At 67.0% G+C, this 24866-nt stretch carries 24 protein-coding genes and 1 pseudogene; 3 read left to right on the top strand and 22 right to left on the bottom strand.

Annotated features, from left to right (window positions below; genetic code table 11):
* Positions 1–63: 63 nt before the first annotated feature.
* The 18 genes and pseudogenes from pgsA to N800_RS16420 all read right to left on the bottom strand — a co-directional run bounded on the left by pgsA (position 64) and on the right by N800_RS16420 (position 17203).
* Positions 64–645 carry a CDP-diacylglycerol--glycerol-3-phosphate 3-phosphatidyltransferase gene (gene pgsA, locus N800_RS03160; protein WP_036134686.1) on the bottom strand — a complete coding sequence of 194 codons (582 nt, stop codon included), beginning with the start codon at positions 643–645 and terminating at the stop codon, positions 64–66.
* Complete coding sequence (gene uvrC / locus N800_RS03155; RefSeq protein WP_036134684.1) at positions 645–2654, bottom strand: excinuclease ABC subunit UvrC; 2010 nt, start codon at positions 2652–2654, stop codon at positions 645–647. Before uvrC ends, pgsA begins: the two co-directional genes overlap by 1 nt.
* A complete protein-coding gene (locus N800_RS03150; protein ID WP_036134802.1) occupies positions 2651–3130 on the bottom strand; it encodes a low molecular weight protein-tyrosine-phosphatase in 480 nt (159 codons plus the stop codon). The genes uvrC and N800_RS03150 overlap by 4 nt, the downstream gene beginning before the upstream one ends.
* Positions 3131–3144: 14 nt before the next feature.
* Entirely contained in the window at positions 3145–3912 is a 768-nt protein-coding gene (gene kdsB, locus N800_RS03145; RefSeq protein ID WP_036134682.1) for a 3-deoxy-manno-octulosonate cytidylyltransferase, read from the bottom strand.
* The gene (gene lpxK, locus N800_RS03140) at positions 3909–4958 is read right to left on the bottom strand and encodes a tetraacyldisaccharide 4'-kinase (protein ID WP_036134679.1); all 1050 of its coding nucleotides are present in this window, start codon (positions 4956–4958) and stop codon (positions 3909–3911) included. The genes kdsB and lpxK overlap by 4 nt, the downstream gene beginning before the upstream one ends.
* Positions 4955–6703, bottom strand: coding sequence for a lipid A export permease/ATP-binding protein MsbA (msbA, locus tag N800_RS03135; RefSeq protein ID WP_036134676.1), 1749 nt, complete (start codon positions 6701–6703; stop codon positions 4955–4957). Before msbA ends, lpxK begins: the two co-directional genes overlap by 4 nt.
* On the bottom strand, positions 6700–7137 hold the full coding sequence (locus tag N800_RS03130) for an ExbD/TolR family protein (RefSeq protein ID WP_036134674.1): 438 nt from the start codon (positions 7135–7137) through the stop codon (positions 6700–6702). The genes msbA and N800_RS03130 overlap by 4 nt, the downstream gene beginning before the upstream one ends.
* A gap of 3 nt (positions 7138–7140) precedes the next feature.
* Positions 7141–7803 carry a MotA/TolQ/ExbB proton channel family protein gene (locus N800_RS03125; protein WP_036134671.1) on the bottom strand — a complete coding sequence of 221 codons (663 nt, stop codon included), beginning with the start codon at positions 7801–7803 and terminating at the stop codon, positions 7141–7143.
* A pseudogene (locus N800_RS03120) lies at positions 7697–10184 on the bottom strand (DNA internalization-related competence protein ComEC/Rec2); the annotation flags it as partial. The pseudogene N800_RS03120 and the gene N800_RS03125, both read right to left, overlap by 107 nt.
* A gap of 5 nt (positions 10185–10189) precedes the next feature.
* Complete coding sequence (gene lolD / locus N800_RS03115) at positions 10190–10867, bottom strand: lipoprotein-releasing ABC transporter ATP-binding protein LolD (RefSeq protein WP_198032457.1); 678 nt, start codon at positions 10865–10867, stop codon at positions 10190–10192.
* 52 nt (positions 10868–10919) lie between these two features.
* Complete coding sequence (locus N800_RS03110; protein ID WP_036134661.1) at positions 10920–12164, bottom strand: lipoprotein-releasing ABC transporter permease subunit; 1245 nt, start codon at positions 12162–12164, stop codon at positions 10920–10922.
* A 432-nt stretch (positions 12165–12596) separates the two neighbouring features.
* A complete protein-coding gene (locus N800_RS03100; RefSeq protein ID WP_036134655.1) occupies positions 12597–12863 on the bottom strand; it encodes an FAD assembly factor SdhE in 267 nt (88 codons plus the stop codon).
* Between the two features lie 8 nt (positions 12864–12871).
* The gene (locus N800_RS03095) at positions 12872–13294 is read right to left on the bottom strand and encodes an MAPEG family protein (protein ID WP_036134653.1); all 423 of its coding nucleotides are present in this window, start codon (positions 13292–13294) and stop codon (positions 12872–12874) included.
* A 206-nt stretch (positions 13295–13500) separates the two neighbouring features.
* On the bottom strand, positions 13501–14283 hold the full coding sequence (locus N800_RS03090; RefSeq protein ID WP_036134651.1) for a succinate dehydrogenase iron-sulfur subunit: 783 nt from the start codon (positions 14281–14283) through the stop codon (positions 13501–13503).
* Between the two features lie 18 nt (positions 14284–14301).
* Positions 14302–16095, bottom strand: coding sequence for a succinate dehydrogenase flavoprotein subunit (gene sdhA, locus N800_RS03085; RefSeq protein ID WP_036134648.1), 1794 nt, complete (start codon positions 16093–16095; stop codon positions 14302–14304).
* Positions 16096–16128: 33 nt separating this feature from the next.
* Positions 16129–16527 carry a succinate dehydrogenase, hydrophobic membrane anchor protein gene (gene sdhD / locus N800_RS03080; protein WP_036134645.1) on the bottom strand — a complete coding sequence of 133 codons (399 nt, stop codon included), beginning with the start codon at positions 16525–16527 and terminating at the stop codon, positions 16129–16131.
* Positions 16524–16931 (bottom strand): succinate dehydrogenase, cytochrome b556 subunit, encoded by a 408-nt coding sequence (gene sdhC, locus N800_RS03075; protein ID WP_036134643.1) that lies wholly within the window; start codon positions 16929–16931, stop codon positions 16524–16526. The genes sdhD and sdhC overlap by 4 nt, the downstream gene beginning before the upstream one ends.
* An 83-nt stretch (positions 16932–17014) precedes the next feature.
* Positions 17015–17203 (bottom strand): DUF1674 domain-containing protein, encoded by a 189-nt coding sequence (locus tag N800_RS16420; RefSeq protein WP_036134640.1) that lies wholly within the window; start codon positions 17201–17203, stop codon positions 17015–17017.
* Positions 17204–17232: 29 nt separating this feature from the next.
* Between N800_RS16420 and ygfZ the strand changes: the two genes are divergently transcribed.
* On the top strand, positions 17233–18150 hold the full coding sequence (ygfZ, locus tag N800_RS03065) for a CAF17-like 4Fe-4S cluster assembly/insertion protein YgfZ (protein ID WP_052107858.1): 918 nt from the start codon (positions 17233–17235) through the stop codon (positions 18148–18150).
* 139 nt (positions 18151–18289) lie between these two features.
* On the opposite strand, the gene N800_RS03060 is transcribed toward ygfZ, so the two are convergent.
* The 3 genes from N800_RS03060 to N800_RS03050 form a co-directional block, all read right to left on the bottom strand.
* A complete protein-coding gene (locus N800_RS03060; protein ID WP_036134634.1) occupies positions 18290–20572 on the bottom strand; it encodes a thiamine pyrophosphate-dependent enzyme in 2283 nt (760 codons plus the stop codon).
* 103 nt (positions 20573–20675) lie between these two features.
* Complete coding sequence (locus N800_RS03055; RefSeq protein ID WP_036134631.1) at positions 20676–21839, bottom strand: acyl-CoA dehydrogenase family protein; 1164 nt, start codon at positions 21837–21839, stop codon at positions 20676–20678.
* A 144-nt stretch (positions 21840–21983) separates the two neighbouring features.
* A complete protein-coding gene (locus tag N800_RS03050) occupies positions 21984–22802 on the bottom strand; it encodes a glycine zipper 2TM domain-containing protein (protein ID WP_036134630.1) in 819 nt (272 codons plus the stop codon).
* A 162-nt stretch (positions 22803–22964) separates the two neighbouring features.
* Here N800_RS03050 and N800_RS03045 point away from each other — a divergent pair, with 162 nt between their 5' ends.
* Together N800_RS03045 and N800_RS03040 are read left to right on the top strand one after the other, a co-directional pair.
* Positions 22965–23186 (top strand): DUF6116 family protein, encoded by a 222-nt coding sequence (locus tag N800_RS03045; RefSeq protein WP_036134627.1) that lies wholly within the window; start codon positions 22965–22967, stop codon positions 23184–23186.
* Positions 23187–23193: 7 nt separating this feature from the next.
* Complete coding sequence (locus N800_RS03040; protein ID WP_036134625.1) at positions 23194–23964, top strand: TatD family hydrolase; 771 nt, start codon at positions 23194–23196, stop codon at positions 23962–23964.
* Positions 23965–23971: 7 nt separating this feature from the next.
* Here N800_RS03040 and N800_RS03035 read toward each other — a convergent pair whose 3' ends face one another.
* Positions 23972–24787 (bottom strand): tRNA threonylcarbamoyladenosine dehydratase, encoded by an 816-nt coding sequence (locus N800_RS03035; protein ID WP_036134799.1) that lies wholly within the window; start codon positions 24785–24787, stop codon positions 23972–23974.
* Positions 24788–24866 lie beyond the last annotated feature (79 nt).

The following is a 24866-nucleotide window of genomic DNA, read 5'->3' as shown; positions in this document are numbered from 1 at the left end:
GTGCTCTACCAACTGAGCTATTCCCGCAGAGGAAGCGCCATTTTAGGCATGGAACGCAGCCTGTCAACTGGTTTTCGCATCTTCGCGGAGACTGGGCCACGCAGCGCGCAGATAGGCAAAGCCGGACCACAGCGTCAGCAATGCGGCCACCGCCAGCATCCAGTCGCCAATCTTGAACAGCAGGGTAATTGCACTGCCCAGTCGATCAGGCGCCGAATACAACAGCACAGTGAGCGCCACCATCTGCACGACGGTCTTGAGCTTGCCAATGGCGGCCACCTTGACCTTGGCGCGCTGGCCGATCTCGGCCATCCATTCGCGCAACGCCGACACGGCGATTTCGCGCCCGATGATCACCGCGGCCCAGAGCGCCATCCACGGCGTGGGGTGCTTCTGCACGATGAGAAGCAGCGCAGTGGCGACCATCAGCTTGTCCGCCACCGGATCCAGGAAGGCGCCGAACGCAGAGTGCTGGTTGTAGCGGCGCGCGATCCAGCCATCCAGCCAGTCGGTGACGGAAGCAAAAGCAAAAATGAAAGCGGCAGCGAAGTTGGTCCACTTGTAGGGCAGGTAGAACACCGCGACCAGCACGGGGATCAGCACGATCCGCAGCAGGGTCAGGAGGGTGGGTACCGTCAACTTCATCATTCGCTCCGCGATTCCAGTCCGTGCAGGGTCGCATAGATCCGTTCAGCGAGCGCCTGGTTGACGCCCTCCACCCGGGAAATTTCCTCGACCCCCGCGGCCTTGAGTCCCCCCAGGCCGCCAAAATGCCGCAACAGGTTAGCGCGTCTGCGGGGTCCGATGCCTGGAATATCCTCCAGCCGGCTGACATTGCGCGCCTTCTGCCGACGCCCGCGGTGCCCGGTGATGGCAAACCGGTGGGCCTCGTCGCGGACCTGCTGGACCAGCTGCAGGGCCGCCGAGCTGGCCCCCGGGTGCACGGTGCGCCCGTCAGGCAGGAGCAATTCCTCCTCGCCGGGGCGGCGCTCGGGGCCCTTGGCCACGCCGACCAGCAGCACGCCCTCCACTCCCAGTTCATCCAGCACGGCGCGAGCCTGGGCCACCTGCCCTGCTCCACCATCGATCAGCAGTACGTCGGGCAACACACCCAGTTCGGACGAGGCGCGAGGGTGCTTTCGGGGCGAGGTGGCAGAGGCGGTCTTCGGTGCTGCCCCGGCAGGCGCTGTTGCCGCTGCCGCCATCGTCCGCTGCATCTCTGCCGCCCCAGCGTCGGCATCCGCATCGGCGACGCCCAAGACGTTTCCACCGTCGGCCAGTCCCGAACGCTCTTCCATCGCACGCCGAAAGCGGCGGTAGATGGCCTGGTGCATGGCGGCGTAATCGTCGCCCGGTTCGATGCCGCTGATGTTGAAGCGACGGTACTGGCCACGCACCGGGCCTTCGGCGTCAAATACCACGCACGATGCCACGGTGGCCTCGCCCATGGTGTGGCTGATGTCAAAGCACTCGATGCGCTTGGGCAGTTCGGGCATATCCAGGAGCTCACGCAGCCCCTGGGCCCGGGCATGCTGCGCAGCGTGGCTGGTGCGCTCGGCGGCCAACGACACCTCGGCATTGCGCCGCGCCAGGTCAACGTAGCCAGCTCGTTCGCCGCGCACGTTGTGGCGAATCTGCACGCGGCGGTCACTGGACGCCGACAACGCCTGTTCGATCAAGTCGCGGTCGGGGATGTCGCGGTCGAGGATGATCTCGCGCGGCGGGTTCTGCTCGCCGTAGTACTGGGAGACGAAGGCGGCCAGCACTTCCTCCGGGTTGTCGCTGCCGTTGGTCTTGGGATAGAACGCGCGGGTGCCGAGGTTGCGCCCGTCCCGGAACGCCAGCAGCAACACGCAGGCCTGCACGCCGTGCATGGCAATAGCCAGCACGTCCAGGTCGGCCGCGCGCCCGTCCACGTACTGGCGGGCCTGCAGGGTGCGGATCGACGCGACAAGGTCACGCAGTCGCGCGGCAGCCTCGAAATCCAGCCGCTCGGCGGCATCCTCCATGGCCTTGGTCAGCTCACCGGTCAGCTCGTCGCTACGCCCCTCCAGCAGCAGCGTCGCGCGGCGCACGCTTTCGGCGTAGTCGCGGGCCTGCACCAGGCCCACGCAGGGCGCGCTGCATCGCCCGATCTGGTGTTGCAGACACGGCCGCGAGCGATTGCGGAACACGCTGTCTTCGCAGTTGCGCAGACGGAACAGCTTGTGGATCAGGTTCAACGTGTCGCGCACCGCCAACACGCTGGGATACGGACCGAAATAGCGTCCTGGTACGGAACGCGGCCCGCGATGCATGGCGATCCGCGGCCATGTCTCGTTGGTCATCAGTACGTAGGGATAGCTCTTGTCGTCGCGCAGCAGCACGTTGTAACGCGGCTTGAGAGACTTGATCAACTCGTTCTCGAGGATCAGTGCCTCGGCCTCGGTCCGCGTGACCGTGACCTCCATGCGCGCCACCTGCGACAGCATCGACATGATGCGCGCCGACTTCGGCGTAGCGTTGAAATAGCTGGAAACGCGGTTCTTCAGCGCGCCGGCCTTGCCGACGTACAGCACCGTTTCATCCGCCGCGATCATGCGATAGACGCCCGGTGCGGTGCTGAGCGTGCGGACGAAATCCTTGCCGTCAAAAGAGGGCGCGCTGGCGGTCATCCCCGTCCACCGGGCGCGGACAGCAGGCGTGCGACGACGCCGTCGGCCGCCTGCTCCAGCAACCGCCAACTGTGTTCGAAGCCGTCCATCTCGCCGAAATACGGATCGGGCACGTCCATCGATGCCCCTACCCCGCTCCATTCCAGCAGCAGGCCAGCACGGGGGTGGGCATCAGGCTGGAGGCGGGCGCGGACATCCACCAGGTTGTCGCGGTCCGCGCACAGCAGCCAGTCGAACAACTCGGCATCGGCCCGCCGGAATTGCCGCGCGCGCAAGCCTGCAATGTCAACGCCGTGGCGTGCCGCAGTGGCGATGGCGCGATGATCGGGCGGCCGACCCACGTGCCAGTCGCCGGTGCCCGCGGAATCGACCAGCACGCGCCCCTTCAGTGGCGAGGCCTCGATGCGCGCGCGCAGAATGCCTTCGGCCATGGGCGAACGGCAGATGTTGCCCAGGCACACCACCAGCAGGCGCACCGGTTCGGCCATGTTCAGTGGCTCCGGCTGGCGACCCGCGCCTCGGCCCGCGCCAGGTCCTCCGGCGTGTCCACGCCTGGCGGGAACGGCTCCGGCGTGAGCGCCACGGCAATGCGGTGCCCCGCTTCGAGCACGCGCAACTGCTCCAGCGACTCCACCTTCTCCAGCCGCCCCTGCGGCATGGCCGCGAACCGGCGCAGGAATCCGGCGCGGTAACCGTAGATGCCGATGTGGCGCATCCACACGTCATCATCTGGCAGGAAGGTGCGGTCCTTGGCGAACGCGTCGCGCGGCCATGGCAACGGGGCACGACTGAAGTACAGCGCGTCGCCACTTTGCGCGGTGACCAGCTTGACCGCGTTGGGATCGAACAACACTTCGACATCGGTGATAGGCGCCGCGAGCGTGCTCATCGGCGCGCCGCTGTCGCGTACCAGCTCGGCCACGAGACGAATGCCGGATGCAGGAGCGAAGGGCTCGTCGCCCTGCAGGTTGACCACGATGGTGTCGTCCGACCAGCCCGCGATCGTGGCGCATTCGGCCAGGCGGTCGGTGCCGGAGGCGTGGTCGACCGACGTCATGGCCACGCGCACGCCACAGCCCTCCAGCGCGGCGGCGATGCGCTCGTCGTCGGCGGCCACCCACACCTCGCGGGCGCCGGCGACCAAGGCGCGACGCGCCACGTGCAGCACCAGCGGTTCGCCGCCGAGCAGGCGCAGCGGCTTGCCCGGCAGGCGGGAGGCGGCATAGCGGGCGGGAATGGCGACAACGAAATCGATCATGGCGAGGCGTGCTGGTAGGCGGTACGGGTCTGGGACAGTCGAGTCAGCAGTGCCACCCAGAATGCCTCCGGCAGTTCGGCATCGATGGGCACGCTGTAGAACAACTCGGAGTCAAACTCCGCGCACTTGACCGCATCCTTTTCGGTCATCAGCACCGGCAGGCGGCTGCCGAACTCGAAGTCCTCGCGGGTGTAACGGTGGTGGTCGGGGAAGGCATGCGGCACCACGGCAATGTCGAAGCCGCGGAGCATCGTGAAGAAACGCTCGGGATCGCCGATGCCCGCCACGGCGTGCACACGCTGGCCGGCAAAGTCGGACAACAGTCGTGGGCGGCCGCCCACCATCGGCAACGCCCGCTCGGCACGCAACCGCATCGGCCATTCGCCAAACCCGGTTTCACCGTTGAGCGTGGCCATGCCGGGACCGCCCAGATTGACCACGCGGAAGTCGCACTGACGGCCACGTTCCGGCATTTCGCGCAACGGTCCGGCCGGCAGCAGTTGACCGTTGCCATAACGACGGCGCGCATCGATGACTTCGATCTCGACGTCGCGGTGCAGCGCGTAGTGCTGCAGGCCGTCATCGCAGACCACGATGTCGCAGCCGGCCTGCGCGAGCGCCTGCGCCGCATCCACACGATGCACGTCGGCACGCAGGCGGACGCCCGTGCGGCGTACGATCAGCGTCGGCTCGTCCCCACCCTCAAGTGGTGTCGTGGTCTCCTCCACCCAGAGCGCGCGCTTGGTGTTGTCACGGCCATAGCCCCGGCTTGCCACCCCCGGGTTCCAGCCGGCCGCGCGGAGGCGCTCGACCAGGGCAATCGTGAGCGGTGTCTTGCCGGCGCCACCGGCGGTGATGTTGCCCACCACCACCACCGGAACGCCGGGATGGCGCCGGCGCAACAGCCCGATGCGGTAGAGGCGTCGGCGCAGCGCGCCCACTGCGCCGTACAGCCCGGCCAGCAAGCGGGCGTGCAGCGGCACTGGCGTGTCGCCGTACCACCACGCCGGATGATGATCGCGGGGCGCGCCTTGCGATCCGGTCATTGAGCCTCTCGGAACTGCATGCGGTGGAGATGAGCATACAACCCGTCACGCGCCAGTAGTTCGGCATGCGTGCCGCGCTCGACGATGCGCCCCTCGTCCATGACCAGCACCTGGTCGGCGTGTTCGATGGTGGAAAGGCGATGGGCGATGACCAGCGTCGTGCGGTTGGGCATCAGGTGCTCGAGTGCATCCTGCACCAGGCGTTCGGATTCGGTGTCCAGGGCCGCGGTCGCCTCGTCCAGGATCAGGATGGGGGCGTCCTTGAGCATCGCGCGGGCGATGGCGAGGCGCTGCCGCTGCCCGCCGGACAGGCGGCCGCCCTTGATGCCGATCGACGTCCGCACGCCGTCGGGCAGTCGCTCGACGAATTCCATCGCATTGGCGCCCCTGATGGCGCGCTCCAGTCCCTCGGGCGGCGCCTGTTCCATCTCGCCATACGCCACGTTGGCGGCGACCGTGCCATCGAACAGCATCACCTGCTGCCCCACCAGGGCGATCTGGCGGCGCAGGTCAGCCAGTCGGTAGGTGTCGACGGGCACGCCATCCACCAGGATCTGCCCGGCTTCCGCCTCGTAAAAGCGTGGGATGAGCTTGATCAGGCTGGATTTTCCGCTGCCCGAGCGACCGACGATCGCGGTGACGGTGCCCGGGCGCGCGATGAAGCTGACCTCGGCCAGGGCCGGATGGGACTGGCCCGGATATCGCGCCGTCACGTCACGGAATTCGACCAGGCCTTGTGCACGCTCGATCGCGCGGGTGCCGTGGTCCGGCTCGTCGGGGGCATCCAGTACCGAGAACAGCCGCTGCGCCGACGCGACGCCCCGCTGCAGCATGCCCTGCACGTTGGTCAGCTGCTTGATCGCTGGGATGATCGCCATCATCGAGGTCATCAACACCACGAAGCCGCCGGCACTCAGCCGCCCGGCCAACGCCTCGCGTCCTGCCATGAACAGCAGCGCGGCCAGGCCCACCGAGCCCATCAGCTGCACCATCGCCGAGGAGATGCTGCGCGTGGACTCCACCTTCATGCTCAGGCGGAGGTGGGTGTTGGCCTGTTCGGTATAGCGCCTCAACTCGGCGTCCTGTGCGCCGTAAACCTTGACTTCCTGCTGGTTGGACAACGACTGGTCCGCCAGTTGCAGCAACTGGCCGCTGCTCTCCTGGATACGATGGCTGATGCGGCGGTAACGGCGGCCCACCTTGTCCATGATCCAGGCCAGCGGCGGCGCGAGCACCAGCACGGCCAACGTGACCTTCCAGCTGGCGTGGAGCATCACGCCCAACATGACCAGGACCTGCAGCGCCTGCTGCAGCATGACTTTCATCGCGTCGATGGCGGCGGCGGCCATCTGGTCGCTGTCGGAGCCCAGGCGCGTCAGCATCGACGGTACAGGCTCGCTGTCGAAGCGCAGCCCCGGCAGACGCAGATACTTGCCCAACACCTGCACCCGCAGATCGCGGGCAATGCCACGGCTGGACCGTGCCATGGACATGTCGGTGACGTAACCCGCGATGCCACGCAGCACGAACAGGCCTACGATCTGCAACGGCAGCAGCAGGCTCATTTCGGCGTTCTTGCTGATGAACGTCTCGTCGATGATCGGCTTCATCAGCATGGTGAAGCCACCCGCGGCCGCGGCCTCGATCAGCGCCGCCACCAGGCCGGCGAGCAACAACGGGCGGTAGGGCTGGGCAAATGCGATCAGTCGCCGGTACGTTTCCCAGGGCGAAGAAGCGCCACTCATTGGCGTCCCTCGCCAGCACCCTTGGGCGTCGGCGCCGTGGCGATCATGATCCGGCGAAAGCCCAACTGGCCCAAGGCATCGTAGGCGGTGACCACGGCCTGGTGCGGCGTGCGGGCATCGGCACGCAACAGCACTGGGCGGTCGCGGTCATTGCCGGCCACTTCGGCGATGGTCGCCTTCAGCGAATCCAGATCGTCCCGCAACACCTCGCGGTCATGCACGAAATAGCGGCCGCTTGCGTTGACCAGGATGGACAGCGCCTGGTTGGATTCAGTGGCCTCGCCGCTGGCGCGCGGCAATTCCAGCTTGAGCACGCTGCGCGCATCAAACGTGGCGGTGACCACGAAGAAAATGATCAGCACCAGGATGACGTCGATCATCGGGACCAGGTTGATCTCCGGCTCGTCGTCGGCACGGTGGTCGCGGATGCGCATGCGTCAGCTCGCGCTCACCGGCGGCGTGATGCCGTGGGCGCCCGGGGCCACCTTGGCCGAGGCGGGGCGTGGCTCGATGGTGTCCAGCAGCAGGATGGCCTCGGACTCCATGTCGACGATGTACTCGGCGATGCGGCCACGGAACCACCGATGCGCGATCAGCGCCGGGATAGCCACGATCATGCCCGTCGCTGTGCAGACCAGTGCCTTGCCGATACCGCCGGCCAACTGGTTCACGTCGCCGATGCCGTGGTCGAGGATGCCGAGGAACATCTGGATCATGCCCACCACGGTGCCGAACAGGCCCAGCAGCGGGCCGGCCGCGGCAATGGTGCCCAGCGTGTTGAGGTAGCGCTCCATCCGGTGGACGAGATGACGGCCCACGTCCTCGATCCGCTCGCGGATCTGGTCACGTGGGCGATTGCGCACGTCCAGCGCTGCGGCCAGCAGCGTGCCCAAGGGCGAGGTACGGCGCAGGGTGTCGATGTGGGCGGGGTCAAGCTTGCCGCCCGCGGCCCACTCCCGCACTTCCACCCCAAGCCCCGGCGGGATCACCGCCTTGCGCCGTAAGGTCCAGGCACGCTCCACGATCAGGGCCAGCGCGAGCGCCGACAGGATCAGTAGCGGAATCATCGGCCAACCGCCTGCCTTCACCAATTCCAGCACTCGCAAACCTCCGGCACGCGGCCGTATCAATCCAACCGATAGGATAGCCCAGCCCGGCCCTGCTCCACCCGCTGCGCCGCATCCCACAGGCGGCGGTGTGTTGACCGTCGCGTTTCGGGCGCCAGGGTGCCTTGGCCCAATCTGAACGTGATGGCCCCGGCCTTCGCGGTATCCCAGACGGTGGCCCCGGCGTCGCGCCAGCGTTGGACGATGCTGGGCCGTGGGTGCCGGAACAGGTTGCCATGGCCGGTGGACATGATGGCGTGGCGTGCCCGGGTTGCCTTGACGAAGGCCGGATCCGACGAGGTCTCGCTGCCGTGGTGGGCCACCACGACCACGTCCGCCAGCAATGCTGCCGGTTCGCGGCGGACCAGTTCCCGCTCGATGATCTCGCCGATGTCCCCGGTAAGCAGCAGCACTCCCTGCCGGGTCTCGACCCGCAGCACACAGCTCGAGTCATTGGCCAGGTAGGGGAAATATGGGGTCGGGTGCAGGAAACGGAACCGCACGCCATCCCACGCCCAACCCTCCCCCGCCATGCAGTTGCCCGCCCCATCGATACCGGCGCCTTCGGGGGCCAGCAGCGCGGGCAATGCATACGCCGCGCGTACCGCGTCCAGCCCACCGGCGTGGTCGTTGTCGGCATGGCTGACCACCACCCGGTCAATCCGGCGCACGCCCCGGGCCCGCAGGGTCGGCAATACCGCCCGCTCACCCGCGTCGAAGCCGTCACGCATGGCCGGTCCGGTGTCGTAAAGCAAGGTGTGGCCGGCGGTCCGTACCAACACCGACAGCCCCTGCCCGACGTCGATGACGGTGACTTCGGCCACGCCATGGGTGGGCAGTTGGCGGTCCGGCCATAGCAGCGGCAGCCAGAGCAGCGCGGCGAGCGACTTGCCCGCGACGCCGCGCGGCAACAGCAGCCAGAACGCTCCCAGCAACGCCAACGGCAGCGCGAACCATCGAGACTCCGCCACCCACCACAACGCCAAAGGGCTGCTGCCCAGCCATTCGAACAGGGGCCAGCTGAGGTCGAAGCACCATGCCGCCGCACGCAGGGGCCATGCGCCCAGCCCCGCATGCAACGACTCCAACGCCGCGCCCAGCAGCGACAGCGGCACGACCACGAGACTCCACCAAGGCACCGCGACCAGGTTGGCCACTGGGCCCGCCATCGACACTTGCCCGAACAGCAGCACCGCCATCGGCAACAGCCCCACCGTGGCCACACCCTGCGCGGACAGGAACTCGCGTACCGGCTGAGGCCCACCCTGCGGCAGGCACCACATCAGCCAGGCCACCCCCATGAAGCTCAGCCAGAAACCGGCCCCCAGCACGGACAGCGGGTCGTAGAGCAGCACCACGATGACCGCCAATGCCAGCGTATCGAACGGCGACACCCGGCGGCGGGCGCCCAGCGCCAAGGACACCGCGGCGATCATCAAGGCCGTCCGGACCGTGGGCACGGCAAAGCCGGCAGCCGCCGAGTAAGCCAGCGCGCCGAGCATCGCGGCCGCGGCAGCCGCCACCTGTCGCGGGGCCCATCCGGAAAGCCCGGGGAGCAGCCACCACAGGCCATACACCAGCATCGCGAAGAAGGTCGAGACCAACCCCACGTGCGAGCCCGAGATCGCGATGAGGTGGGTGAGTCCGTTGGCCCGCAGCAGGGTCCAGTCCTCGTCGCGGATGGCGCGGGTATCGCCGATGGCCAACGCTTGGATGAAGCGCGATGTATCGCCGGGAATGGCAGCGGCGATCCGCGCGGAAACGCCTTCACGCCAAGCCTGCAATCCTCGCGCCTCGACCAGTCGCTGGGCGGTGTGCGGTTGCCGCACCTGGGCATTGGCGGCGATCCGCGAGGCGAACGCATGCTTTTCGGCATCCGATCCACCGGCGTTCCGGAGCCCACGCGGCGCCTTGAGCCGCACCTTGAACCGCCATCGTTGGCCTGCCTGCACACTGCCGCGCGTCGATGCGTCCGCGTCGGACCATGAGACACGCAAGCGATGGCCCCGCAACGGCTCGGGCTGCGACCGGTCATCGTCCACCTTGAACAGGAAGCGGGTCTGTCGAGGCTCATGCTCGGGCAGGTCATCCACGGTGCCGGAAACCGTCACGACACGCCGTTCCCATGCGGCGGGCAGCTGCAGCGCCAACGTGTGCCCAGCGTGGAGCCCCGACAGCCCGAGCCCCACCAGCAACGCGCCAACCCAGCGCCAGCGGCTTGCTTTCCACCACATCACACCGCCTGCCAACACGACGAGCAGGCATACAGGTTGGCCGGGCGGCATGCCAGGCCAGAGCAGGATGGCGGTGACACCGCACAGCAATGCCGCCGCGGTGGCGATCCCGAAGGGCGGCGTCCCTGCCGCGCTGTCCATGAGGCCTAGACCTCGTCTGGCTGGAGCTGTCGGAGCTTGCCTTCGTGCAGCTCCATCACCCGATCCAGTCGCCGGGCCAAGCGACGGTCATGGGTCACCAGTACGAGGCTGGTGCCCTGCTCGCGGTTGAGTCCCAGCATCAGGTCGAAGACGGTGGCGGCAGTCTTCTCGTCTAGATTGCCCGTGGGTTCGTCGCCCAGCACGCACGCCGGGTTGTTGACCAGCGCACGCGCCACGGCGGCACGCTGGCGCTCGCCGCCGGACAGCTCGCCCGGCTTGTGCAGCAGCCGGTGCGAAAGACCCACGGCCTCCAGCAGCGTGGCCGCGCGCTTGCGCCCCTCGGTCACGTCCGCACCGCTGAGCAACACGGGCAGCATGACGTTCTCCAGCGCGGTGAACTCGGGCAGCAAGTGGTGGAACTGGTAGACGAAACCCAGCGCTCGATTGCGCAGGGCTCCGCGCGCCTTGTCCGAAAGCGCACTCATCCGTTGGCCCGCCACGAAGACTTCACCCGCGGTGGGCGTATCCAATCCGCCCAGCAGGTGGAGCAGCGTACTTTTGCCCGCCCCCGATGCACCGAGGATGGCCACCGTCTCGCCCTTGCGCACGGCCAAGTCCAGCCCATCGAACACAGGCGTGCGCAACTTGCCCTCGGCATAGGTCATGCCCAGGCCCTGGCACATCAGCACGGCCTCGGCTTCGCCCTGGTCAGCCCCGGCGGCGATCACTGTCTGGTTACTCATAGCGAAGCGCCTCCGCCGGTGCGGTGCGTGCAGCGCGCCACGCGGGATAGATGGTCGCCAGGAACGCCATGACCAACGCGATGACGGCGATCATGGTGACGTCGCTGCCCTGCAGGTCGGTGGGCAGGCCGGTGACGTAATAGACGTCGGCCGGCAACAACTGGTAACCGGTCAGCTTCTCGATGCCGAACAGGATGCCCTCCAGGTTGAGGGTCAGCAGCACGCCACCGATCACGCCCAGCACGGTACCGATCACGCCGATCAGCGAACCCTGCACCATGAACACCTGCATCACGCCGCCCGGAGACAGGCCCAACGTGCGCAGGATCGCGATATCGGCCTGCTTGTCGGTCACCAGCATCACCTGCGACGACACCAGGTTGAACGCGCCCATCGCGATGATCAGCGACAACAGCACCGCCATGATGGTCTTTTCCATCTTCAGCGCGCGGAACATGTTCGCGTTCTCGCTGGTCCAGTCGCTGACGCGGTAAACCTCGCCGAGGTTGAGCGCCAGGTCGCGCGCCACGTTCCAGGCCTGGTCCATGTCGTGCAGCTTGAGTCGCACGCCCGTCACGCCCTCGCCCATGCGCAGCACGCGCTGCAGGTCCTGCATGTGCACGAAGGCCATGCCCTTGTCGTATTCGTTGTAGCCGGCCTCGAAGATGCCGCTGACGGTGAAGCGCTTGAGCTGCGGCAGCGCGCCCATCGGCGTGCTGCGGAAATCGGAGGTCATCATCGTGACCTTGTCGCCCACGCCGACACCCAGCCACAGCGCCAACTCCTTGCCCAGGATGATGTTGAAGGCGCCCGGCTGCAGCGAGGCAAACTTGCCCTGCACCATCCGGTCGGCGATGACCGACACCTTGGGCTCCTCCGCCGGCACCACGCCGCGGACCATGGCTGGCTGGTTACGGGCACCGGTCAGCAGCGTTTCCTTCTCCACGTAGGGCGCTGCGCCGGCGACGCGCTTGTCGGCCGCGGCCAACTTCACCGCCTGTGGCCAGTCGTGCACCGGCTCGCCGTAACCGCTGACCGTAGCGTGGGCGACCATCTGCAGCATGCGGTCGCGGATCTCGCGCTGGAAGCCGCTCATCACCGCCAGCGTGGTGATCAGCGCCGCCACGCCCAGCGCGATGCCGAGAATGGAGGCCAGCGAGATGAAGGAAATGAAGCCGTTGCGGCGCTTGGCGCGGAGGTAGCGCAGGCCGATGGCGACGGGGATGGGTTTGAACATGGCGGCTATGGTGCCATCGAAGGCCGTGATGGCGAAGTCGCGCGGTCGCGCAGGGCCAGCCGGAGTTCACGCCGGGTGTGCGCGGAGGTCACATCCGGCCAAAGCACCGTCCGGACCGAGCGCCCGTCCAGCCCCCGACAGCGCAGGAAACCCAATCGCCCCCGCCAGGCCACTTCGACCTGGGCCAAGGGGACGCCGTCCAGCAACGCGGGCGCCTGATCGTCGCCGGCGTCGTCAGCCACTACGGGCGGCAACACGAGGGCGCGCCAGGGCTTCCGCCATTCGCGCAGGCCGGCCCAGGCTGCGTACCCCATAACGAGTGGCGTACCCGCCCACGCCCATTCGCGCGAAAGCTCGCTGGCGAACAGTGCTCCTGTCGCCAGCACGCCGAGCAGACCGAGGACCATCGCCAACCGGCGCGATGGGCCCCACTCAAGGTGGCAACTGGCGTATCCGCTGGACGAGCGCGTCGAGTTCCGTGTCACTGGCGGCCTCATGCCCCATGAACCAGTGCCAGAGCTTATCGTCCTCGACTTGCAGAAGCCGTAGGAAGACCGCCCGCTCGCTTGTAGGCGCTTGCCGCCACGCGCGGCTGAGGTAGCGCTCGAACATCTGGTCGAGCTCACGCATGCCGCGTCGGCACTTCCAGCGCAGCCGCCGCAGTTCGGCCTCGTCGTCGGAAAGGGGGGTGTCGGTCATTGAATTGATCATCCAGTCAGCAGGCCGACCGCCAGATAGGCCCACAGCAGCCAAAGCACCATGCCGCCGGCAACATACGCCGCGAACCGGTGCATGACCTTGTTGTAGGTCACGTGGATGGCGCTATGCACCACGCGCAGGCCGACGAAGGCCCAAGCGAGGCCGAGGGTCACGCCATCGACCATGCCGATGCGGTCAGCCACCACCAAGGCCAGGTAGAACAGCACAGGGAGTTCGAACAAGTTGCCGAAGTTGTCCGCCGCACGGCTGTCGGTCAACAACGCCGCCGCCTGTGCCGACGTGGCTACCTTCTGCGGGTGGATGCGATCGCGCCTCATCTGACCGATGCGCATGAAGTACATGCGCCACCAGATGACGAACGTCAGGCCGGCCAGCGCCAGCGCCGGGAGATAAATGGCGCGATCATCCATCGCGAGGACCTCCATGGTGGTGGGCCACGACGACCCAGCGTGGCTGGACTATACCTGTAGACGCCGAAAACCGTGCCTTCTCGCCCTGTTCCACCCCACCCCACCCCACCCCACCCCGGTCTCGGGTGATGCGGCGAGCGATGCCTGCTCCCAAAACAACCGGGCCCGCACGCGGCGGGCCCGGAAGCAATCATCTGCGGCTCGCGTCAGACGCGACGCGCCAGCATCAGCTTCTTGATCTCACCGATGGCCTGCGCCGGGTTCAGACCCTTCGGACAGGTACGTGCGCAGTTCATGATGGTGTGGCAGCGGTACAGCTTGAACGGGTCTTCCAGGTCGTCCAGGCGCGCACCGGTGTCCTCATCGCGGCTGTCGATGATCCAGCGGTAGGCCTGCAGCAGGATCGCCGGGCCGAGATAGCGGTCACCGTTCCACCAGTAGCTCGGGCAACTGGTCGAGCAGCACGCGCAGAGGATGCATTCGTACAGGCCATCGAGCTTCTTGCGGTCTTCCGGCGACTGCAGGCGCTCACGGTCGGACGGAGTCGCACTCTGCGTGCGCAGCCACGGCTTGATCGACGCGTATTGTGCGTAGAAGTGGGTCAGGTCCGGCACCAGGTCCTTGACCACTTCCATGTGCGGCAGCGGGTAGATCGGAACCTCGCCCTTGCCGCAGTCCTCGATCGCCTTGGTGCAGGCCAGCGTGTTGGTGCCGTCGATGTTCATCGCGCACGAACCGCAGATGCCCTCGCGGCACGAACGGCGGAAGGTCAGGGTCGGGTCGATCTCGTTCTTGATCTTGATCAGCGCGTCCAGGACCATCGGACCGCACGTCGCCATGTCCACCTCATAGGTGTCCACACGCGGGTTCATGCCGTCGTCGGGGTTCCAGCGGTAGACCTTGAAGGTGCGCGGCTGCTTGGCGCCAGCCGTCGGCCAATGCCGGCCCTTCTGGATCTGCGAGTTCTTCGGGAGGTTGAATTCGGCCACGGGTGTGCTCGCTCCAGATCAGTAAACGCGCTTCTTCGGCGGGATGACGTCGACGTCGCCGCTGAGCGTGTACATGTGCACCGGACGGTAGTCGATCTTGGTGTTGCCGGCTTCGTCCACCGAGCACAGGGTGTGCTTCTGCCAGTTGGCGTCGTCGCGATCCGGGAAGTCCTCGCGGGCATGGGCGCCACGGGACTCCTTGCGGTTCTCGGCGGAGACAATCGTGACCAGGGCCTGGTCCAGCAGGTTGGACAGCTCGAAGGTCTCGATCAGGTCAGAGTTCCAGATCAGCGAGCGGTCGGTGACCTTGACGTCAGCGAAGGACGCATGGATATCGCGCATCTTGGCGACGCCCTCGGCCAGCGTCTCGCCCGTGCGGAACACGGCGGCGTCGGCCTGCATGGTGCGCTGCATCTTGTCGCGGATGACCGACGTCGGCGTGCCGCCGTTGGCGTTGCGCAGCTTGTCCAGGCGGGACAGCGCCTTGTCGCAGGCATCGCTGGCCAGCTTGGCCTGCTTGCCATCACGCTTGACGGTTTCGGCGGCGCGGTTGGCGACCGCGCGACCGAACACCACCAGGTCGAGCAGCGAGTTGGAGCCCAGGCGGTTGGCGCCATGCACCGACACGCACGCGGCTTCGCCGATGGCGTACAGGCCCGGCACCACTGCGTCGGGGTTGCCGTCGCGCAGCTGCACCACTTCGCCGTGGTAGTTGGTCGGGATGCCGCCCATGTTGTAGTGCACGGTCGGGATCACCGGGATCGGCTGCTTCTCCACGTCCACGCCGGCAAAGATGCGCGCCGACTCGGCGATGCCCGGCAGCTTCTCGTGGATGACCTCGGGACCGAGGTGGGTCAGGTCGAGCAGGATGTGGTCCTTGTGCTCGCCGACGCCGCGGCCTTCGCGGATCTCGATCGTCATCGAGCGGCTGACCATGTCGCGAGGGGCGAGGTCCTTCACGCTCGGGGCGTAGCGCTCCATGAAGCGCTCGCCATTGCTGTTGCGCAGGATGCCGCCTTCGCCGCGCACGCCTTCGGTGATCAGGCAGCCCGCGCCGTAGATGCCGGTCGGATGGAACTGCACGAACTCCATGTCCTGCATGCCCAGGCCGGCGCGCAGCGCCATCCCGCCGCCGTCGCCGGTGCAGGTGTGTGCAGAGGTGGCGCTGAAATAGGCGCGGCCGTAACCGCCGGTGGCCAGCACCGTGCCCTGCGCCTTGAACAGGTGCAGCGTGCCTTCGGCCATGTCCAGGGCGAGCACGCCACGGCAGGCGCCGTGTTCGTCCATGATCAGGTCGAGCGCGAAGTATTCGATGAAGAACTGCGCGTCATGCGCCAGCGACTGCTGGTACAGGGTGTGCAGGATGGCGTGGCCGGTGCGGTCGGCGGCTGCGCAGGTGCGCTGCGCCGGCGGGCCTTCGCCGAAGCGCGTGGTCATGCCGCCGAACGGACGCTGGTAGATCTTGCCGTCGTCGGTACGCGAGAACGGCACGCCATAGTGCTCGAGCTCGATGATGGCCGGAATCGCTTCCTTGCACATGTACTCGATGGCGTCCTGGTCGCCCAGCCAGTCCGAACCCTTGACGGTATCGAAGAAGTGGTAGCGCCAGTCGTCCTCGCCCATGTTGGCCAGCGCCGCGGCCACGCCGCCCTGCGCCGCCACGGTGTGCGAACGGGTCGGGAAGACCTTGGTGATGCAAGCGGTCTTCAGGCCCTTCTGGGCCAGGCCAAAGGTGGCGCGCAGGCCGGCGCCGCCGGCGCCGACGACCACCATGTCGAAGGTGTGTTCCTGGATCTTGTAGGCGGATGCCATGGATCGGTGTCCTCTAGCTTGGGCGGCGACGGCTTACAGGCCGCCCAGCGCGATGCGGATGACAGCCAGCACGCTGGCAATCGCAGCGAGGGCACAGATGAAGCGGATCAGCAGTTGCGACGCCACGGCCAAGCCCGGCGTATGCACGTAGTCCTCGACGATGACCTGCAGGCCCAACTGGGCGTGCCAGAACATCGCGACCAGGAACGCGACCAGCACGGTGGCGTTGAACGGGTTGGCGACGGTGGCGCGCACGGTCGCGTAGTCGGCGCCGGCGTTGAACACCACCAGCCCAAGCACGTACAGGCCAAGGAAAACCAGCGCGACCGCGGTAATGCGCTGGACGATGAAGTGATGGGTGCCATCCTTCGCCGAGCCGAGACCGCGCGCGGTTTTCAACGGGTTACGGAGACGGGAGTTGTTAGCGCTCATGCACCACCTCGCTGCATCATGGCGACGACCCAGATCAGTGCAGTGACAACCAGGCTGCCGAAAATGCTGATCCAGCTGCTGCGCACGAAGGCTTCGATCTTGAAACCGTAGCCGGCGTCCTGCAGCAGATGACGGATGCCGTTGATCAGGTGGTAGGCCAGCGCCCAGCTCCACCCGAACAGGACCAGGAAGCCCAGCGGCGATGTTGCGCAGGCGGCCACTTCGGCCCACTGCTCGGGACCGGCGGCGAGCTTGAGCAGTGCCCAGAGCACGATCAGGCTGCCGATGGCAAGGATGACACCCGTCGCACGATGGATGATGGAGGTCACCATCTGAACCTGCCAGCTGTAAACCTGCAGGTGTGGCGACAAGGGACGTTCGCGAACGCGTGGGTTATCGGCCATGAGCGTGCGTTGTCTCTCGGCTGGGCGGCGAGGCCGCGTGGCGGGACGATGGATCGGCGGAAAGTGCGGGATGCGGGTCAGCGTCAGAAGTCGATGCAGCGGCCGTTCTTTTCCCAGTCGCCGTAGCGGACGGGGTCAAGTCCTTCGCGTCCGCCGTGCTCCATTGGCATGGGCTGCGGCGTGTCCTGGGTCGTGTCGGGCTTGGTGACCGGCTCGGCCGCGGGCTGGGGCGAGGGTTCGGAAGCTGCGTCGTGAGCGCTTTGACCTATCATCTGAACCCTGAATGTTAAGCCCCGCACCCATGTCAGACAAGTCGCACGCTACGCCGGACGGGCTTTTTGCCCTCTCCAACCATCGTCTTATGGCCCTTTCGGGGCGCGACGCGCTGACATTCGCGCAGGCGCAGTTCATGAACGACGTCACGCGGCTTGTCGACGGGCAGTGGCAGTGGAACGGCTGGTTGACGCCCAAGGGGCGCGTGATCGCGCTGTTTGCCCTCCTGCGCGTGGATGCGGAGACACTGTGGCTGCTGCTGCCGGATGCGGACCCGAACCAGCTCGCCGATGCGCTGAAGCGCTTTGTGTTCCGGAGCAAGGTCGCCATTGCCGTGCGCGATGACCTGCATGTCGCCGGACGATTTGGCGCCCCCTTGGCCGCATCGGGAGCCTTGGCGTCGGGCATTGCCGGGCCGAGTGCGCAGGCGCCACTCGCGGATGAAGTGTCGGACAGCTCGCCCTACGTGGAGCTGGACATGAGCGGCGACGGCGGGCCGAGGGCGTTGTACGTCTCGGCATCGCCCGAGGTGCCATCCCCCGCGCTGGAGGCCGAGTGGGCGGCGGCGGACCTCCGCCACGGGCTGCCCCGCCTGCCCGCGAGCCAGGTGGAGCACTGGACGCCGCAACAGCTCTCGCTGGAACGATTGCAGGGCTTCAGCGTCAAGAAGGGCTGTTACCCGGGCCAGGAAATCGTGGCGCGCACCCACTTCCTCGGAAAAGTGAAGCGCGGGCTGATGCTTGTGGCAGGCACGGTGCCGTTTGAAGCGGGCGCCGAGGTTCACGCCGCTGGCAGCCCACTGGGCGCCCTCGTGTCATCGGCGACCGGCAAAGAGCGACAGCTCGGCTTGGCGGTGGTGCCACTGGAACGCGACGCATCTGCGGCGCTGACCGTGAGCGAAGCTCCGGTAGTGGAAGCCTCACTGCTGGGAGGATTGTCCCGCTGAGCCGATGAATTGGGCCGTCGCGTGATGCGGCCTGCCGCCAGCTGGCCTGAATCTCGTTTGGCGGCGTCCTAATTGCGCGTTCACCGCCAACGAGACCAGCCACAGGCGGCCTGGCGAAGGCCGCCTGTCGGCCCTAACCTCAGGCCAATCGATCGGCAGCCGCGACGATGTCGTCGTCGGCCGGAATGACGAGGAACGCCGCGCCCGCCAGCGGCGTGTAGGTATCGGCACCCACCACGCGTTGGAACGGACGCGCGCCATAGCCACCCTCGGCGATCGCGGTGAGCACGCCCTCGCCCACGCCGGCGCTGTGGCGACCTTCGTCCACGATCAGGATGCGCTTGGCGGTCCTGGCCTGCTCGCGGATGTACTGCTCGTTGAGCGGTACCAGCCAGCGCAGGTCCACCACCCTCGCCTTCCAGCCATGCTTCTGCTCGATGCGGCGCGCGGCGCGCAGGCTCATCGGCACGCCGTTGCCGTACGTGAAGATCACCAGGTCATCGCCGTTGCCGCCATTTTCGGGCAAGTACTCGCGGCCCTCGCCCAGCGTCATGGCCTCGCCCGGCGCCGGGTAGGTGGTCAGCCACTGGCCGTCACCCGCTTCGTACAGGTCCTTGGTCATGTACAACGCGATCGGCTCGAGGAACACGCTGACGCGCCCATCCACCTTGGACAGTGCGGTCAGCGTGCGCAGCATGGTCGCTGCGTCGTCGCCGCGCGACGGACAACCCACCACCAGGCCCGGGATGTCACGCAGCGCGGTGATCGAGTTATCGTTGTGGAAGTGGCCGCCGAAGCCGCGCTGGTAGCCCAGGCCCGCGATGCGCACCACCATCGGGTTGGCGTACTGGTTGTTGCTGAAGAACTGCAGGCTGGCCGCTTCGCCGCGGATCTGGTCGCAGGCGTTGTGGAAGTACGCCAGGTACTGGATCTCGGGAATGGGCAGCATGCCCATGTTGGCGAAACCCTGTGCCATGCCCAGGATCATCGTTTCGTCGAGCAGCGTGTTGAACACGCGGCGCGGACCGAAGGCCTTCTGCAGCCCCTTGGTGACGGTGTAGACGCCACCCTTCTGCGCCACGTCCTCACCGAACAGCAGCGTGTCCGGGTACTTGGCGAAGATGTCGTGCAGCGCCTGGTTGATCTGGATGGCCAGGTGGCGCGGCGGCTGGTTCTCGGGCAGCTTCGCTTCACTGCCGAAAGCGGCCAGGCGGCGGTCGGCGTAGTCGGTGCGCTCGGCTTCGGCCTGCACCTTGGCCGGGGTGTATGGCGCCAGTGGCGCAACCACGTCGGCCAGCGAATCCAGCTTCGGCCGGCGATCAGCCTCTTCGGCCGCGGCGAAGCACTTGCGACGCGTCGCCTCGTACAGCTCCAGCACCTCGTCCTTACTCATCAACCCGGACTCGATGGCGATGGCTGCCGAGCGCAGCAGCGGATCGGAGGCTTCCACCGCACACAGCTCTTCGACGCTGCGCCACTCGATCTCGAAGTCGGTGCCGGCGTGACCCATGATGCGCGTGGTGCGCAGGTGCAGGAACGTCGGGCGACGCGTGCGTCGGCAATGCTCCACCGCCGCCTGCACCTGGCCGTAACCGGCCGCGAGGTCGAGGCCGTCGGCGAAGAAGTAGTCCAGATCGGGCCGGTTGCGCATGCTCTCGGCGATCCAGCCCGTGGGCGTCTTCACCGAGATGCCGATGCCGTTGTCCTCGCACACGAACAGCACGGGGGCCGGCAGCTTCTGGTACGCGGTCCACGAGGCAGCGTTGAACGCGGTCTGCGCGGTGGCGTGGTTGGCCGAGGCGTCACCGAACGAGCAGATGGCAATGCTGTCATCGGGAACCGGCAGCTGCGTGCCGAGCCGCTTACCTGCCTCGATGGCCACCGCGGTGCCCAGCGCCTTGGGCAGGTGCGAGGCAATGGTCGAGGTCTGCGGCAGCACCCACAACGGCTTGCTGCCCCACACCTTGTGGCGGCCGCCGCTGGCCGGGTCGTCCTTGCTGGCCGCGAACGACAGCGCAGAGTCCATGATCGGGTCCATGCCCGGCAGCTTGCGGAAGCGCTCGGCCATGAAACCGCCAGAGCGGTAGTGCAGGAAAGCGGGGTCGGTATGACGCGCCGCACGCGCCACCATCGCATTGCCCTCGTGGCCGGAGGAGCCAATGGTATAGAAGACCTTGTTCTGCACGCGCAGCACGCGCGCCATCAGGTCGAGGTGGCGGCTGACCAGCTGCGACTCGAACAGGTCGCGAAAACCCTGCGCGTCCAGCGCGCTGCCGTCGAGGATCGCCTCACCCGGTGCCGGCCGGGCCTGGCGCTGGCCGTCCCACGCCTTCACGAACTCGGTGAAGTTGACGTCGCAGATTTCGGCGCGGTTGAGGCCCTTCATGCGGGCCGGAATGGGGTTCGGAACGTTGGCGAACATGCGGAAGGGGCTCGGTAAAGGCGCCCCTGCCCGCACGTCGCATTGGGCCGTGCCGGCGCGGGGCGCAGGTTCGTACCCGCGCCACGCCGGCGCGGGCCGGAAATCAGAACGCGTTGATGCCGGTCAGCTCGCGGCCGATCACCAGCTGGTGCACGGTTTCGGTGCCCTCGTAGGTGATGACCGATTCCAGGTTGAGCGCATGACGGATGGCCGAATGCTCGGTGGTGATGCCGGCGCCGCCCAGGAGGTCACGGCACTCGCGCGCGATGTCGATGGCCATGCGGCAGTTGTTCCACTTGGCCAGCGACACCTGCGCAGGCTGCATGGTGCCGGCATCCTTCAAACGGCCCAGCTGCAGCACCAGCAGCTGCGCCAGGGTGATGCGGCGAGCCATCTCGGCCATCTTGATCTGCGCGCTCTGCGTGGCCGCCACCGGGCGGTCGAACAGGATGCGCTCCTTGGTGTAGCCCAGCACTTCCTCAAGGCACGCAATGGCCGCGCCGATCGGGCCCCAGGTGATGCCGTAGCGCGCCTGCGTAAGGCAGCCCAGCGGCCCCTTCAGGCCCTTGACGTTTGGCAGGCGATTTGCCTCCGGCACGCGCACGTTGTCGAAGAACAGCGCGCTGGTGACCGAAGCGCGCAGGCTCATCTTGTGCTTGATCTCCTGCGCGGTGAATCCGGGCATGCCCTTCTCGACCACGAAGCCCTGGATACCATCTTCGGTCTGTGCCCAGACGATAGCGATGTCGGCTAGGTTGCCGTTGGTGATCCACATCTTGGAGCCGTTGAGGACCCAGTCCGCGCCATCGCGCTTGGCATTGGTCTTCATGTTGGCCGGGTCGGAACCACCGTGCGGCTCGGTCAAGCCAAAGCAGCCAATGACCTTGCCCGCCGCCATGTCCGGCAGCCAGCGCATGCGCTGCTCCTCGGAACCATAGGCGTAGATGGGGTACATGCACAGCGAGCTCTGCACGCTGACAAAGCTGCGGATGCCGCTGTCGCCGCGCTCCAGCTCCTGGCAGATCAGGCCGTAGCTGACGCCGTTGAGGCCAGCACAGCCGTACTTCTCCGGCAACGAGGAGCCCAGCAGGCCCAGTTCGGCGATCTCGGAGACCAGCTCCTTCGGGAAGCGGCCCTGGTCGAAGGCGTCACCGATGATCGGCAGCACCCGCTCGTTGGTGAAACGCGCCACGGTGTCCTGCACGGCACGCTCTTCTTCGGTGAGCAGGGAGCGGATGTCGAACAGGTCAAACGGGTTCAGGGCCATGGACGCACTCGGCAACGGGCAAAGGAAAGGCGTCATTGTAGCGGTGCCAGATCGCGCAGGGCACCCCGCCACACCCCGCAAAAACAGAACGGGGCCGGATGGTCCGGCCCCGTTTGGGAACTCACGTCCAGCTTGCCAGCGCTGTCAGCCGTTGCTGCCAGTGCCTGCGGCAGCCGCGGTCTGGGTGACCACTTCACCGTTGACAACCGGTAGGCGCTCGCCCGCCGGACGCTCTTCCATGCGCACGGTGCGCTCCTGGCCCTGGTAGCGATAGGTCACGTCATAGCCCACCACCGCGTTCTCGCTGCCCAGCGAGATGCGGTTACCCGGCTTGCTGCTGGTGCGCATGGTGCCGGTGGTGCCGTCCGGGTTGCGGAAGGTCACGTTGTAGCCCACCACCTTGGACGACTGCGAGGTATCGGTAACGGTGTGGCACTGGCGCTCGGTGCGCGTGGTGACCTTGCCACCCACGTGGTTGCGATCGACGCGGTTGCCGATATAGCCACCGGCGACAGCGCCGGCAACGGTTGCGGCCTTGCGGCCGTCGCCACCGCCGACCTGGTTACCCACGGCCGCACCGATCAGCGCGCCTGCCACGGTGCCACCCACGTTGCCGTCGCGCTCGGGGGCACGCTCCTGCACGGTGACGTCTTCGCAGACTTCGCGCGGCTTGTTGGTGGTGCTGGTCTCGCGGATCGCCTCGGTGCCGAGGACGGTGGCGTACTGCGCCTGCTTTTCGTTGACCGCCTTGACGTTGACCACGTCGGCGTACTCAAGCTGGTTCGGATCGATGGCGCTGTTGGCGCCCGCGTCCATTCCGATCGACGGGGCCGGCTGGCCATTCGTCGCGGTGGTGAACTGGGCATCCTGGGCGTCACCGCCCCGGAAACTGTTGTAGGCCGCCACTGCCACACCGCCGACCACCAGCGAAGCGAGTGCAACAGCAAGCATGTTCTTGTTCATGGAGCCTCCTGCGACGGGACAGTCCCGCGGTTGTGTTGGGGGCATTGCAGCACTCCCAACCTGAATAAGTACATAGCCAGCGCTGCGAGACTGTCGCAAATGTGAACGGGGCACGGATGGCGTGATAGCGTGCGCACAGTCCCAGCCGTAGATGATGTCGCCATGGCCAACCCGTTGCTCCTTCCGCTGCTCAACTGGGCCCGCAGGCTTCGTTATCCCACCCTGTTCAAGCTGACGGCCGTTGCATTCGCGATCAGCGTGCTCTGGCCGTTCGACCCGATCCCTTTCATCGACGAGATCGTGCTGGGCCTGGGCACGCTGCTGCTGGCCAACTGGAAGAATCGCAAGCCGCCCGCCAATCTCGTCGACACACCGCGCCGATGACCCGGCCATGCTGGTCGACACCCACTGCCATCTTGATGCGCCCGAGTTCGACGCCGACCGAGAGGCGGTGATCGCACGCGCGCGCGCCGTGGGCGTGACGCGCCAGATACTGCCTGCCGTGGAAGCCGCAACCTGGCCCAAGCTGCGTGAAATCTGCCGCACCCACGCCGACCTGTTCCCCGCCTATGGCCTGCACCCGATGTACCTCGCGGCGCATCGTCCCGCGCATCTGCTGGAATTGCGCGACTGGATCGAACGCGAGCGCCCGGTAGCGGTGGGCGAATGCGGCCTGGACTTCTTCGTGGAAGACCTGGACCCGCGCGAACAGATCATCTACTTCGAGCAGCAACTACGGCTTGCCCGCGACTTCGATCTGCCTGTGATCGTGCACGCCCGCCGCGCAGTGGACCAGGTGATCGCCTCGATCCGCCGCTTCGCGCCGCTGCGTGGCGTTGTGCACAGCTTCCCGGGCAGCCGCGAGCAAGCCGAGCGACTGCACGCACTGGGGTTCCTGGTCAGCCTGGGCGGACCGGTGACCTACGAACGCGCGAACCGGCTGCGCACACTGGTGGCCGGGCTGCCCATCGAGATGCTGATGCTGGAGACTGACTCACCCGACCAACCCGATGCCGGCATCCGCGGCCAGCGCAACGAGCCCGCACGGTTGAGCGTGATCCTGGACGTGGTGGCACGGCTTCGTGGGGAGACCCCTGGCGAAGTCGCCGCGGCCACCAGCCAGAACGCCGAGCGTCTGTTCCGGCTGCCGCCAGCGCCGTGAAGCTGCTTCAGGCGGCTTTGGCCCGGCCCTTGAGCAGGATGTCCAACGCCCGCCCGACGGCCGCGAACGCAAACGCACCGGTGATGTGCGTGGCCGCCCCCAACCCCGCGCCACAATCCAGCTTGAGGGCAGCGTCACCTGCCACCTGCGGACGCAGGCCACAAACCGTGCCATCGGCCTGCGGATAGCGCACGTTTTCCAAAGAGTAAATCGCGGAGACGCCAAAGTAGCGGTCCCGATTCTTGGGGAAATTGAACTCGGCGCGCAGCTTCTTGCGGATCAGCGCCAGCATGGCGTCGTGCTCGGTGCGCGAAAGGTCACGCACGCGCACCAGCGTGGGGTCGGTCCGCCCGCCCGCCGCCCCGACCACGATGACCGGCAGCTTGCGACGACGGCACCACGCAATCAGTTCCACCTTGCTGCGGAAGCTGTCACAGGCGTCTATGACCAGGTCGAAGCCCTGGTCCAGCAGCTGGGCCTGGTTGGCCGCAGTGAGGAAGCTGGCCACAGGCACCACGTCGACATGCGGGTTGATGGCGCGGCAGCGCTCGGCCATGGCTTCGACCTTGGCTCGCCCGAACTGCCCTGCATGCGCCGGCAACTGGCGGTTGGAGTTGGAGACGCAGATGTCATCGGCATCGATCAGGGCCAGATGGCCGATGCCGGTGCGCACGAGGGCCTCGACCACCCAGGACCCGACGCCCCCCATGCCCACGACTGCCACGCGGCATGCGGCAAAACGCGCCAGGGAGCCGACGCCATAGAGGCGGTCGACGCCGGAAAAACGATCGGTCCAGACAGGGTCGAGAGTGGAGGTGCTCATGGCCGCCATTGTAAAGGCCCCAGGGGCCAGTACCGGCAGGGCCCGTGCTATCGTCCCGGCAACTTCGACCATGGAGAGA

The organism is Lysobacter daejeonensis GH1-9 (assembly GCF_000768355.1).
GTDB classification, from domain to species: domain Bacteria; phylum Pseudomonadota; class Gammaproteobacteria; order Xanthomonadales; family Xanthomonadaceae; genus Aerolutibacter; species Aerolutibacter daejeonensis.
The sequence above is the reverse complement of the archived record's forward strand: the minus strand, read 5'-3'. Positions and strand labels throughout refer to the sequence as shown.